The sequence below is a fragment of the Rhizobium sp. NXC24 genome, assembly GCF_002944315.1.
Taxonomy (GTDB): domain Bacteria; phylum Pseudomonadota; class Alphaproteobacteria; order Rhizobiales; family Rhizobiaceae; genus Rhizobium.
In genome coordinates this window covers 2,780,886-2,794,040 of sequence record NZ_CP024311.1, presented here as the reverse complement: position 1 = coordinate 2,794,040, position 13,155 = coordinate 2,780,886, and the positions used below count along the sequence as shown (strand labels likewise).

12 protein-coding genes are annotated in these 13,155 nt (G+C 59.8%); 5 read left to right on the top strand and 7 right to left on the bottom strand.

Going from position 1 to position 13,155, the window contains the following annotated elements; all coding sequences use genetic code 11:
- Nucleotides 1-54 precede the first annotated feature (54 nt).
- The gene (locus tag NXC24_RS13775; RefSeq protein WP_104823803.1) at nt 55-1,701 is read left to right on the top strand and encodes an alpha-glucosidase family protein; all 1,647 of its coding nucleotides are present in this window, start codon (nt 55-57) and stop codon (nt 1,699-1,701) included.
- Here the strand turns inward: NXC24_RS13775 and ade are convergent, their stop codons facing one another.
- From ade to NXC24_RS13740, 7 genes are all read right to left on the bottom strand, one after another.
- Nucleotides 1,702-3,399: an adenine deaminase gene (gene ade, locus NXC24_RS13770; protein WP_104825166.1), complete on the bottom strand. Its 1,698-nt coding sequence runs from the start codon at nt 3,397-3,399 to the stop codon at nt 1,702-1,704.
- A gap of 93 nt (nt 3,400-3,492) precedes the next feature.
- The gene (locus tag NXC24_RS13765) at nt 3,493-4,821 is read right to left on the bottom strand and encodes an aspartate aminotransferase family protein (RefSeq protein ID WP_104823802.1); all 1,329 of its coding nucleotides are present in this window, start codon (nt 4,819-4,821) and stop codon (nt 3,493-3,495) included.
- 339 nt (nt 4,822-5,160) lie between these two features.
- Nucleotides 5,161-5,478, bottom strand: coding sequence for a metalloregulator ArsR/SmtB family transcription factor (locus NXC24_RS13760; protein ID WP_028751732.1), 318 nt, complete (start codon nt 5,476-5,478; stop codon nt 5,161-5,163).
- 118 nt (nt 5,479-5,596) lie between these two features.
- Nucleotides 5,597-6,346 (bottom strand): pyridoxamine 5'-phosphate oxidase family protein, encoded by a 750-nt coding sequence (locus NXC24_RS13755; protein WP_104823801.1) that lies wholly within the window; start codon nt 6,344-6,346, stop codon nt 5,597-5,599.
- 40 nt (nt 6,347-6,386) lie between these two features.
- Complete coding sequence (choV, locus tag NXC24_RS13750) at nt 6,387-7,436, bottom strand: choline ABC transporter ATP-binding protein (RefSeq protein ID WP_104823800.1); 1,050 nt, start codon at nt 7,434-7,436, stop codon at nt 6,387-6,389.
- On the bottom strand, nt 7,433-8,293 hold the full coding sequence (choW, locus tag NXC24_RS13745; RefSeq protein ID WP_245463873.1) for a choline ABC transporter permease subunit: 861 nt from the start codon (nt 8,291-8,293) through the stop codon (nt 7,433-7,435). The genes choV and choW overlap by 4 nt, the downstream gene beginning before the upstream one ends.
- Before the next feature lie 166 nt (nt 8,294-8,459).
- Nucleotides 8,460-9,416, bottom strand: coding sequence for a choline ABC transporter substrate-binding protein (locus tag NXC24_RS13740; RefSeq protein WP_104823799.1), 957 nt, complete (start codon nt 9,414-9,416; stop codon nt 8,460-8,462).
- Nucleotides 9,417-9,650: 234 nt separating this feature from the next.
- Between NXC24_RS13740 and NXC24_RS13735 the strand changes: the two genes are divergently transcribed.
- From NXC24_RS13735 to NXC24_RS13720, 4 genes are all read left to right on the top strand, one after another.
- Complete coding sequence (locus NXC24_RS13735) at nt 9,651-10,232, top strand: thymidine kinase (protein WP_104823798.1); 582 nt, start codon at nt 9,651-9,653, stop codon at nt 10,230-10,232.
- A gap of 97 nt (nt 10,233-10,329) precedes the next feature.
- Nucleotides 10,330-10,716 (top strand): cytochrome c family protein, encoded by a 387-nt coding sequence (locus NXC24_RS13730; protein ID WP_104825164.1) that lies wholly within the window; start codon nt 10,330-10,332, stop codon nt 10,714-10,716.
- A gap of 82 nt (nt 10,717-10,798) precedes the next feature.
- On the top strand, nt 10,799-11,821 hold the full coding sequence (locus NXC24_RS13725; RefSeq protein WP_104823797.1) for a hypothetical protein: 1,023 nt from the start codon (nt 10,799-10,801) through the stop codon (nt 11,819-11,821).
- Nucleotides 11,822-12,008: 187 nt separating this feature from the next.
- Nucleotides 12,009-13,148, top strand: coding sequence for a DUF2333 family protein (locus NXC24_RS13720; RefSeq protein ID WP_104823796.1), 1,140 nt, complete (start codon nt 12,009-12,011; stop codon nt 13,146-13,148).
- Nucleotides 13,149-13,155 lie beyond the last annotated feature (7 nt).

Below are 13,155 nucleotides of genomic sequence, written 5' to 3'. Positions count from 1 at the left end.
CCAAGGCTTAGTGTGCAATCTGAAGGGTGAGCGGAAATCGAGGCGGATTGTTTCATGAAATCAACGGACAAAGCGGCGGGAGCCGATTGGTGGCGTGGTGCGGTGATCTATCAGGTCTATCCGCGGTCGTTTCAGGATACCGACGCTAATGGGCTCGGTGATATCAAGGGCATCACTCGCCGCCTGCCGCATATTGCCTCACTCGGCGTCGACGCCATTTGGCTGGCTCCCTTCTTCACCTCTCCGATGGCCGATATGGGTTACGACGTCGCCGACTATTGCGACGTCGATCCGATCTTCGGCACGCTCGCCGACTTCGACGAGATGATGACATCAGCGCATGCGCTCGGCCTCAAGGTCATCATCGATCAGGTCATCTCGCATACGTCGGATCGCCATCCCTGGTTCGTCGAGAGCCGGGCAAGCCGCAACAATCCCAAAGCCGACTGGTATGTCTGGGCCGATCCGAAGCCGGATGGCACGGCGCCGAACAACTGGCTGTCGATCTTCGGCGGGCCTGGTTGGGAATGGGACGGCGTGCGTCGGCAATACTACCAGCACAATTTTCTGACCTCGCAGCCGGACTTGAATTTCCACAATAGCGAAGTCCAGGATGCCGTGCTTGCGGCGGTCAAGTTCTGGCTCGATCGCGGTGTTGACGGCTTCCGGTTGGATACGGTGAACTACTATTTCTGCGACAAGAAGCTGCGGGACAACCCGCCGGCCGCGGTTGCCATTGGCGGACTGGATGCGCCGGAAAGCAATCCCTATGGCATGCAGAACCATCTCCATGACAAGACGCAGCCGGAAAACATCGGCTTCCTGAAGCGCTTCCGCAAGCTGCTTGATCAGTATGAAGGGCGCACGACCGTCGGTGAAGTCGGCGACGGCGCCCGCTCGCTGCAGACGGTCGCCGCCTATACCAGCGGCGGCGACAAGCTGCACATGTGCTATACTTTCGATCTGCTCGGACCGGATTTCACACCGGAACATTTCCGCCGCTGCGTCGGCGATTTCCAGGAAAACGTCGCCGACGGCTGGGTTTGTTGGGCTTTCTCCAACCACGACGTAAACCGTCATGTCAGCCGGTTTGCCGAAACGGAGGCCGAGCAACCGCGTGTCGCCAAATTGGCGATTTCCTTGCTGTCCACCTTGCGTGGCTCGATCTGCCTCTATCAGGGTGAGGAATTGGGCCTGCCCGAGGCGGAACTCGCGTTCGAGGATCTTCGGGACCCCTACGGCATTCGCTTCTGGCCGGCCTTCAAGGGCCGCGACGGATGCCGCACGCCGATGCCCTGGGAGGCGGGCCGGGCGCACACAGGCTTTACCACGGCAGACAAATCATGGCTGCCGGTGCCTTATCAGCACGCAGCACTTGCCGTCGACAAGCAGGAGGCGGATGCGCAGTCCGTTCTTCACCACTATCGCGAGACCCTGGCCTTCCGAAAGCGGCATGCAGCGCTGGTCGATGGCGACATGGTCTTCCTCGATACCAAGGAGGACGTCTTCGCTTTTACGCGCAAGAAGGGCGACGAAACACTGCTTTTTGTCTTCAACCTGTCTCGCAAGCCCGTAAAGGTTGCTCTGCCAAAGGGGATCAAGGTGGCGAAAGCTGTGCCGATGCCGGGCTTTGCGACCGCCAACGCCAGCGAGGTGGTGACACTCGCGGCGTTGGATGTGTTCTGCTGCCAGGTGGGGTGATCACCCAATCAGCATAAACTTGTCGACATCGACAAGGCCCCGGTCCGAGATCTTCAGATGCGGGATGACCGGCAGCGGCAGAAAGGCGAGCTGTAGGAAGGGCTCTTCCAGCGTCGCGCCGAGGGCGTAAGCTGCCTGACGCAAGTGATGCAAGGTGTCGCGAACGCTTTCATAGGGTTCAAGGCTCATCAGGCCGGCGACGGGCAGGGCGATTTCGCCGGTGACGACGCCATTTTCGACGACGACGAAGCCGCCGTTGATCTCGCTAAGACGATTAGCGGCGCGGGCCATATCGTCTTCATTGACGCCGACGACACAAATATTGTGGCTGTCGTGACCGACCGTCGAGGCGATGGCACCCTTCTTCAGGCCGAAGCCCTGAACGAAACCATTGGCATGATTGCCGTTCTTGCCATGCCGCTCGATGACGGCGACCTTGATCACATCATTGCCGAGGTCGAGGTCGGTCTGGTTGCCTTTGACTGGCAGGCGATACCGGCGATGCTGCGTGATGATCTTTCCTGGGGTGACGCCGATCACGGAACTTTCGCCCTCGGTCACCGGCACGCCGAAATCGGCGGCATTGATCGGGGGCGCTTTGACGCTATCGAGGCCGACCGGGGCGATGGGCTTGCGGTGGGCGAAAAGCTCCGCGGTGACGCGCCGGCCCGCGGAGAAGACGATCTCCGCCTTGCAGTTCTCCAGACTGTCGATGACGACCAGATCGGCGCGCCAACCGGGCGCCACCAGGCCGCGGTCGCGCAGGCCGAAGGCGCGGGCAGCCGAGATGGAGGCTGCGCGATAAATCGCCAGCGGCTCGACGCCGTGGGCAATGGCGGTGCGGATCATATAATCGAGATGGCCCTGTTCGGCGATGTCGAGCGGATTGCGGTCATCGGTGCAAAGCGCAAGGTAAGGCGACAGGCGTTCGGTCAGGATCGGCATCAGGGCATGCAGGTCCTTGGAGACCGAACCCTCGCGCACGAGGATATGCATGCCTTTGCGGATCTTTTCGAGCGCTTCCTCGGCGGTGGTGCATTCATGCTCGGTGCGGATGCCGGCGGCGAGATAGCCATTGAGGTCGTTGCCGCGCAGCAGCGGCGCATGGCCGTCGATATGGCCGCCCTGGAAAGCCTCGAGCTTGGCCATGCAGACGGGGTCCTTATGCACGACACCGGGGAAGTTCATGAATTCCGCTAGGCCGATGACCTTCGGATGGTCGCGGAAGGGCAGGAGCTTCTCGATCGGCAGGTCGGCGCCTGACGTTTCCAGATGCGTCGCCGGCACGCAGGAGGAGAGCTGGACGCGGATGTCCATGATGGTCTCCAGCGAGGACTCCAGAAAATACTGGATGCCTTCCGTGCCGAGCACATTGGCGATCTCATGCGGATCGCAGATGGCGGTAGTCACGCCATAGGGCAGGACACAGCGATCGTACTCATGCGGCGTCACCAGCGAGGATTCGATATGCAGATGCGTATCGATGAAGCCCGGAACGACGATCCGGCCGGAGATGTCGATCTCCTCGCGGCCCTGATAGCCGCCGCAGGTGCCGACGATACGATCGCCGCAGATGGCGATGTCCGAGGCAACCAGCTCGCCCGTCACCAAGTCGAAGAACCGGCCGTTTTTTAGCACGATGTCGGCAGGCTGCCGGCCGACGCCCTGGTCGATATAGCGTTCGAGTTTGGTGGTCATGGTCATCCCTCGCATATGGATCGCCCCTCATGCCGGCTCTTCTGCTGAAGCAAAAGGAGGCGTGAGGGGCGCAGTTTTGTTCGAGCTTATGCCTCAGATATTATTCTGCAAGATATCCCTGAGCTTGCCGAAGAGTTCGTCGATATGGTGCTTTTCGATGATCAGTGGTGGGGAGAGTGCGATGATGTCGCCGGTGGTGCGGATCAGCAGGCCTTTTTCGTAGGCCTTCAGGAAGGCGGTGAAGGCACGCTTGGTGGGTTCGCCGGCGATGGGGTCGAGCTCGATGGCGCCGATGAGGCCGGTGTTTCTGATGTCGATGACACCAGGGCAGTCCTTCAGGGAGTGCAGGGCGTCAGCCCAGTAGTCCGAAAGTTCGGCAGCGCGTGTCAGCAGGCCCTCTTCTTTGTAGGTATCGAGCGTCGCAAGAGCCGCGGCAGAGGCGATCGGGTTGCCGGAATAGGTGTAGCCATGGAAGAACTCGATCATGTGCTCGGGTCCCTGCATGAAGGCGTCGTGGATTTCCGAGGTCACGAAGACTGCGCCCATCGGGATAACGCCATTCGTCAGGCCCTTTGCGGTCGTGATCATGTCCGGCTTCACGTCGTAATATTGCGCGGCGAAGGGGGTGCCGAGGCGGCCGAAACCGGTGATGACTTCATCGAAGATCAGCAGGATGCCGTGCTTGGTGCAGATTTCACGCAGCTTCTGCAGATAACCCTTCGGCGGGATCAGCACGCCGGTGGAGCCGGCGACCGGCTCAACGATGACGGCGGCGATCGTGGAGGCGTCGTGCAGGGTGACGATGCGCTCCAGCTCGCTGGCGATATCGCCGCCATGCTCGGGCTCGCCGCGGGTGAAGGCATTCTTGCCGGGAAGATGCGTGTGGGGCATGTGGTCGACGCCGGTTAGCAGCGTGCCAAACATCTTGCGGTTGGAGACGATGCCGCCCACGGAGATGCCACCGAAATTGACGCCATGATAGCCGCGCTCGCGGCCGATGAGGCGGAAACGGGAGCCGTTGCCCTTCACGCGATGGTAGGCGAGCGCCACCTTGAGCGCGGTTTCGACGGATTCAGAACCTGAATTGGTATAGAGAACATGGTTCATGCCCTCCGGCGCAATGTCCACCAGCCGGTTTGCCAGCTCGAAAGCCTTGGGATGGCCGAGCTGGAAGGCCGGCGCATAGTCGAGTTCGCCCGCCTGCTGGCGAATGGCTTCGGTGATCTTCGGCCGGCAGTGGCCGGCATTCACGCACCACAGACCCGCAGTTCCGTCCAGCACCTGCCGACCGTCATGGGTCGTATAGTACATATCCTTGGCGCTAACGAAGAGGCGCGGCTCCTTCTTGAACTGACGATTGGCCGTAAACGGCATCCAGAAGGCGCGCAAATCGTTGGGGGTGGCATTCAAACGGTCGGACATGCTGTTCTCCAATGGCCATTCGGGGGCCATTTCCCGATCGCGGTGCGAAACCGCGTGATTATTTACTGCCCGGTCAAATTATCAGTCGGCCCCCTGACGTCAAGACAAAGGTAGGGGACAGGGGATGACGAGGGGCGGTTTCGCTTTGGCCCGGTCTCCTCCACTGTGTCGCGAACCGCCGAGGATAAGCCGCTAAACGCGAAAAGGCTGGCAAATTGGGAAATTTGCCAGCCAAATCAGTTATATATGTGGTGATGAAAGGGGGCTTGATCTTAAGGGTCGGAAATTATCTTTTCCTTAGAGATCTTGCCTCGACATACCTAGAGCCAGTTTTGGCTATTAAGCAGCCGATCTACTTTTTTCCGGTTCACAATAAATGTCTTCCAGCGTTTCCAGAACCCGAATGACCGAGTCTGAAGTACTGGAGTAGTAAATCGTTTGAGCATCGCGGCGGGTCTTCACCAGCTTCTGGGCGCGCAGCTTCGAAAGATGCTGGGAGAGTGCAGATTGGCTGAGCCCCACCTGATTGGCCAATACGCCAACCGGAACTTCCCCTTTGACCAGGCTGCAAAGAATCATAAGGCGCTTCGGGTTCGCCATAGCAGATAATAATGCTGCCGCCACGTTGGAGTGTTCGGCCAAATTTCTTGTCTTCATCTTTTAATCTTCCTAATGCGGAGCGTACATCAGAAATTGCGGGGGTATTTTTCTAATCGGGGAATTAATCCGATAAGTAACAATACCAATATAGGCCAAAGATTGTATATACCTAAATTTAAGGTATCGAGTATGCTATTTTAGATATGTATGTATGAGTGCCCTGCAACTCCGACAATGGTGGGTCAAATTCCCATCTTAGCGTCTCATCTCCCCGAATTAGGTCGATTCCTGCCATATCTAAGCCACAAATACGCCAATTTTTACCGCCCGATCCTCTCAACCTCTCCACTATAGTTGTAATGATACAAGGGTAGTGGGCTAGTAATTCTCGCACTATCGCATCTGCCTGTTCAGCAATCATCTCGCTAGCCGTCGAGAGAATCATCAGATCGTTCCCGGGCAGGACATATGCTTTTCCAAAACCGCCATTAAGACTGGCGGTAAGCGGTATGAGGCGGAAAAAGCAGAAATCGGCAAAATCGGCATAAAGCTTTGCCTTGGGGTACCGGGCGAGAAAGCGCGAACGAATGCGTCCGTACAGACGGTTTTCGCGATCGACGCGTTCGGCGTTGCATTGAACGCTGAGGCGCGGATGGGCGAGCGGGTCGCCTTTGCCTGGTTCCCCGAAGAGAAGCGAGGCGCGGGGATCTCTCGCCAGCGCCTTGGTATGGGCTGAAAGGCCGGAGACGAGAATGACGGGCACGCCGTCGATATCCGTGCCGGTCAGTACGCGGCTGACGGAAGGGAAGCCTGTTTCCGGATCGATGACGGCCATGGCCGCATAACGAGCGGCGCGCAGCAGGATACGTGCCTGCTTGCGCGCCTCGTCATCGGTTTCCCGCAATACGGACGGTTTATCGTTCATAGTCGCTCTCTCGCAGGGCAGGAGAGAGCATGAGGATAGACTACTCTCTCCGCCGGTGGCTGGTGAGGCCAGCCACGACATCCTGGGCGGAAATCGTCCCGATAATCACGCCGTTGTCAACGACGCCGATATTGCCGGGCTGATGCGTCAGCGCGTCGAGGATATCGACGAGCGGCGTTGTGGCCGTTGCGGTGGCAGTGACCGAGCCGCCTGCTGCGGAGTGGCCGAGACCCTGTTGCATGACGTCGCGGGCGGTCAACATGCTGATCGGGTTCATGTGCTGCACGAAGTCAGCGACATATTGATCGGCGGGGTTCTTGACGATTTCCTGCGGCGTGCCGCACTGGATGATCCGTCCGCTCTCCATGATGGCGATGCGGTTGCCGATGCGGAAGGCCTCGTCGAGATCGTGGCTGACGAAGAGGATCGTCCGCTTCAGACGGCGCTGGAATTCCAGAAGTTCGTCCTGCAGGCGGGTGCGGATCAGCGGATCGAGCGCAGAGAACGGCTCGTCCATGAGCAGGATCGGCGCGCCGGTTGCAAACGCACGGGCGAGGCCGACGCGCTGCTGCATGCCGCCAGAGAGCTCGTTGACCTTGCGGTTTGCCCATTGAGTCAGGTTGACGAGTTGCAACTGCTCGTCGACGCGCTTCTTGCGCTCAGCCTCGGGCACACCGGCCAGCTCCAGTCCGAAGCCGACATTATCGGCGACGGTACGCCAGGGCAGCAACGCGAACTGCTGGAACACCATCGAAACGGTATGCATGCGCAGGTCGCGCAGCGCCTTGGGGTTACAGCTATACGGATTGACCGGTCCGGTCTTGCTATTGACAATGACATCGCCGCGCACGACCGGCGCCAGGCCGTTGACCGCGCGCAGGAGCGTCGACTTGCCTGAGCCGGAGAGGCCCATGAGCACGAGGATTTCGCCTTCCTCGATCTCGAGCGAGGCGTTGGCGACGCCGAGCACCAGGCCGGTCGCCTTGCCGATCTCGTCGCGCGACTTGCCGGCATCGGCAAGTTTCAGCGCTGTCTCGGGACGATCGCCGAAGATGATGCTGACATTTTTGAAGCCGACGGCGGTGGTCATGATTTTTCTCCTTCGCCGGGGGCACGGAACATGCGGTCGAGAATGATCGCCAGGATGACGATGCAGGAGCCGGAATCAAAGCTCTTGGCGACGTTGACGCTGTTCAATGCGCGCAGTACCGGGACGCCGAGGCCAGGCGCGCCGACGAGGGCAGCGATGGAGACCATCGAGAGCGAGAGCATGATCGTCTGCGTCAAGCCGGCCATGATCTGTGGCGTGGCAAAGGGCACCTCGACCTTGCGCAGCACCTGTCGCGGTGTCGCACCGAAGGCTTCGGCTGCTTCGACGAGAGAGGGCGGCGTCGAGATGATGCCGAGGCGGGTCATACGGATCGATGCGGGAATGGCGAAGACGACGGTGGCGATCAGGCCCGGTACCATGCCGAGGCCGAGCAGAATCATCGCCGGCACCAGATAGACGAAGGTCGGGATAGTCTGCATCAGGTCGAGGACCGGTCGCATGAAGGCGTAGAGCCATGGACGGCGAGCGGCGGCGATGCCGAGGGGGACGCCGACGAGCATACAGACGAAAGTGGAGGCCAGCACCAGCGCAAGCGTCTCGGTCGTCTCCTTCCAGTAACCCTGGTTGATGGTGATCAACAGGCCGACCAGGGTCAGGATCGTGACCGGAATGCTCCGGCGCAGCCAGTAGGCAACGGCCGCGAAAATGATCACAACGACCAGCGGATGCGGTGCCTGCAAGAGGAACAAAAGTCCTTTGATCCCATGCGAGGCAACGAAGGAAAGGCCGTCGAAGAACCATATGAAATTGCTCGTCAGCCAATCCACGAAGGCCTTGGCCCATGGACCGATAGGGATGCGGTAATCGTTTAACCAGTTCACGTCTTTGCCCACCATTGGGGCGGCGATTCCGGGCGTCTCAAATAATTCCGGATAGGGCCGCCGGAGAATAACGGCCTATGGCGCCATGCGGGTCGCTGCCCGATGTGTGACGCAATAGGAGGGAAGCAGTCTCGTTCACGGAAGAGAAAGGGGCGGTTGAGCCGCCCCTTGTCCCCGGATGTCAAAGGCCGAGCTTGGACTTGATTGCCGCCTGCCCATCACTGCCGTCCTTGGCGGTGACGCCAGCGAGCCAGGGAGTAACCGCGGTCGGATTAGCCTTCAGCCATTCCGTGGCAGCCGCCTCCGGCTCCTTGCCGTCATTCAGGATCTTGCCCATGATCTCGTTTTCCATCGGCAGCGAGAAGACGAGGTTTTTAACGAAGGTGCCGACATTCGGGCATTCCTGCAGATAGCCTGCGCGGACGTTGGTATAGACGGTTGCGCCGCCGAAGTTCGGTCCGAAGATGTCGTCACCGCCCGTGAGGTAGGTCATTTTGTAGGTCGTGTTCATCGGGTGGGGAGCCCAGCCGAGGAAGACGATCGGCTTGCCTTCCTTGTCGGCCCGCGAAACCTGGGCAAGCATGCCCTGTTCGGAGGACTCGACCACTTCGAAGCCCTTGAGGCCGAAGGTGTTCTTGTCGACCATGTCGATAACCAGGCGATTGCCGTCATTGCCCGGCTCGATGCCGTAGATCTTGCCGTCGAGATCATCCTTGTGCGTGGCGATATCCTTGAAATCCTTGATACCGAGCTCCGCGCCCTTTGCGTTCGTCGCAAGCGTGTATTTCGCACCTTCGAGATTGGGGCGAACGGTTTCGACCGACTTGTCGGCGGCAAACGGTTTGATGTTCTCGGCCATGGAGGGCATCCAGTTGCCGAGGAACACGTCGATGTCCTTGTTCTTCAACGACTGATAGGTCACCGGCACGGCGAGCACTTTGACGTCGGTGTCGTAGCCGAGCGCCTTCAGGAGGACGGAGGCCGTCGCCGTGGTGGAGGTGATGTCGGTCCAGCCCACATCGGCGAAATGTACGGTGCCACAGCTTGCCGGCTCAGCGGCGGATGCGGTGGTTGCACCCAGCGTCAGCGCGGAAAGAGCTGAGGCGAAGGCAAATGCGGTTAAAGTCATTTTTATCATTGTGTGACTCCCAGTCTAACGTTCCCAAGCAACCACCAATAACTGACATTTTCAAGCGACCTCATTGTATTTGCGCCGGTTTGCGGGGGCTGATTGCGACTCCCTTACGTTTTTTTCAGCCGTGTGTTGCCGAGGCGATCTTGTTCCACCTAAGCCCGCAATTCCTGTGGTTTTCGCCAAAGGCGTCTTTCCTTCCGGCGATGGAAAACCCATGAGACGCTCAAGGAGAATATCATGGCCAAGCTTTACTTCCACTATTCAACGATGAACGCCGGCAAGTCGACCATGCTGCTGCAGGCGGCCTATAATTATCAAGAACGCGGCATGCGGACCGTTGCCTTTATCGCCGCCCTGGATGACCGCGCCGGTCGCGGCAAGATCGCCTCGCGCATCGGCCTGGAGATGGCCGCCACACCTTTCGATCAAACGGACGATCTCTTTGCGATGGCGGACAATCTGCACGCCGAGGAAGCGCTTGCCTGCGTCTTCGTCGACGAGGCGCAGTTCCTCTCGCGCGAGCAGGTTTGGCAGCTTGCCCACATCGTCGATCGCCTCGGCGTGCCCGTCATGGCTTACGGGCTGCGCACGGATTTCCAAGGCAAGCTGTTTCCGGGCTCGCAGGAACTTTTGACGATTGCCGACGAGATGCGCGAGGTGCGGACGATCTGCCACTGCAGCCGCAAGGCGACGATGCTGGTGCGCCTCGACGGACAGGGCAGGGTGGTGCATGAGGGGGCGCAGATCGAGATCGGCGGCAGCGACAAATATGTTTCTCTCTGCCGCCGTCACTGGGAAGAGGCCATGGCCGGGGAGTGAAGTGCCCGCGGCATTGCGTCATCCGGCAGGCGGCGGCGAATTTCTCTATGGTCGCGGCTGTCGGGAATACGTCCAGACATCCGATGGTGGAGGAATCATGAAGTTGCGCTGTCTGACGGCCGTGGCCGCCGTTCTTTTTTCCGCTTCGGCCGCGCTTGCCGATGGGGATGCAGTTGCCGGTGCGGCAGTCTTCAAGAAGTGCGCCGTCTGCCACACGGCAACCGAACATGAGAACCATGTCGGGCCGTCGCTGATGGGCGTCGTCGGTCGTCCCGTCGCCACCATCCCCGATTACAGCTATTCGCCGGCGATGAAGGCGTTCGGTGCCGACGGCAAGGTCTGGGACGAGGCGCTGCTCAGAAAATATCTGCCCAGTCCGCAATTCCTGGTGAAGGGCACGAAGATGACTTTCCCCGGTTTGAAGAGTGACAAGGATCTGGACAATCTGATCGCCTATTTGAAGAGCCCGGCTGTCGCACACTGAGGCTGGCTTGCACGCTCGGGGCATTTTCTTTGCGCATATAAGCGGTTAGTCTCGCTGGCAACGGCAATTGAGAGACGCTTTCATGGTCAAGGCCCACTCCTTCGACGGCGAAATCGACAAGGCCCGCGCGATGCTTGAGGACGCGATCAAGGGCATGGATGCGGCCAATGCCGGGCTCGGCCGCAATGCCAAGGGCAATGGACGTTTCGATGCCATCAATTTCCCGGTGGAAGAGGCGCTGGTACGCGAGACGATCGAGTTGCTCGATCGCTGGAAAACCCTGGCGCTGTCGCTGGTGAAGCAACTCGATTTATTGACCGCGGCCGCGGATTTGCAACACCGGCGGCTGTTCGATGAGAAGGCCGGGATCGATACGTCGGGGCTGCTCGGGCGCCGGATGGGCCAGGGCCGTGCCGAGCCGGCGTCGATCGCGGCCGATCTCGATGCGGCCCTTGCAGCGTCAGCGTCGCTCGATACGCAGTTCAAGACCGCCCGACCGGCGCTGGTTCGGTCCTTCCGCGATTGCGAGGCGCATCTCGTGCGGATCATCGAGCGGCGGCAGCATATTGATTTCGAGATAGAAGAAGTGCAGCGCCAAGCGGATGCTTTTATTCCAAGAATTTTCGACCGGCGCAGCAGCATTTCCAGCGCTCGCGATGTCGCTTCACGATCGGAATTGGAGGCGGAGTATAGCAGGTTGGTCGCCGAGCAGGATGCTCTTCATGAGCAGGAGCGGGCATTGCAGCCGGGGCGGACAGCGCTACAGCGGCTGATCGATATCTACGAGGAACTGGCGAATGTCCTCAACGTAAAAATCGCCGCCGTCAATGCGATGGCGGGCAAGCTTGCCATCGACATCGAGCAGCGGATTGCCTTGCTGAACGCGGTGATATCGGAAGCTGTGCCGCCGTTGCCGGCCACCGAAAGGCCAGCCAGGGTTGCCGCTCTGATCGCGGCCTTCGAGGCGAACGTGCTTGCGGGGCATGATCTCGCTGCGCGCAAGGCTCGCGCCGATGACGTCTTTACGCGGCGGCTGGAGCCGCATCTGCTGGCCGCCCCTGCGGCTGTCGTCGAGTCGTCGGCTGAGACCGAGCCGGAGACCTGATCATTGATTGAAAAATGACAACAGCCGGTTGCTGTCTCCCTTGGGAACACATATCTGCTTGAGCGAGAATAGCGACATGCCTCCACATGCATGAAAATCCAGAGCGATTTTCATGCACGTGCAGGCTCAAGGTGTCCTGCGTCCCATGCTTGTCCAAGGGACGCGCGGCGCAGCAAAGGAGAGGTTCATGCTTGATTCGATCGCCGCGTTCTTCAAGCGGATCGGCCGCGCCATTGCACGCGGCCTGGGGCTTCTCGTCGTTTGGATACTCTGGCCTTTCCTCGCCGCTCACGGCTGGTACCGGCAGCGCAATTGGCTGATCAAGCTGCCGATTGCCGTCTTCCTGGCGCTGATCGGGACGCTCTACATCTATTTTATCTGGCAGACGCAGGCCTGGAGCGGCTTCGATGCCAATTATCCTGACGTCTACAAGTTTTCAGACCGCAAGGTCGGGGCAGGGCAGGAACTGCCGGCCGTGAATGGACAGCAGGCCGTCGCGAATACGCCGAAGACCTGCCAGACCTCCGCGATCGTCGACGTTACCGCTGACCTCACCGATTTCAACGTCAACCAGAATGCCTGGATCTCCTCGATGCTGCTCTACAAGCTGGGGTTCTTCGGCATGAGCTGGGATGACACGCCTTTCCTCGACAACAAGGCGGCGTTTCAGCGCGGCGTGAACCAGGCGGTGCGGCGCACTTCGGTAGAACTGGTCGATACGCTCGGCCGCGTGCGCGGCACATCCGGCATCAACAGCGATCTGCAGAGCGCGCGTGGCAATCTGCAATTCGACGAAACGAGCTGGTATTTCGGCATGCGTCCCTTTGGTCCGAAGACGCCCACACCGAGCTATTATCGCGCGGCAATCGGCAGCCTGCGCAAGTTCAACAACGATCTCGGTACCTGTAATGCCGTGTTCGACAGCCGCGCCGACAACCTCCTGCAATTCATCGATCGCGTCGCCAACGATCTCGGCAGTACCTCGGACATTCTGGCGGAGCGATCGGAGAACCACAATTACGGCTGGTTTGACATGCGCGCCGATGACCGTTTCTGGTTCGCCTACGGTCAGCTCTATGGCTATTACGGCATCCTGAGCGCCGTTGGCGCCGATTTCCAGCAGGTCATCGCCGAGCGCAATCTTGGTACGCTCTGGACCGGCACCATGAAGCAGTTGCAAGCCGCCTTGCGGATCCAGCCGGCGATCATTTCGAACGGGCGCGAAGACGGCTGGATCATGCCGAGCCATCTCGCGACCATGGGATTCTACATCCTGCGTGTGCGCTCGAATCTGGTGGAGATGCGCACCGTTCTCGGTGGCCGTTAAAGGGCAA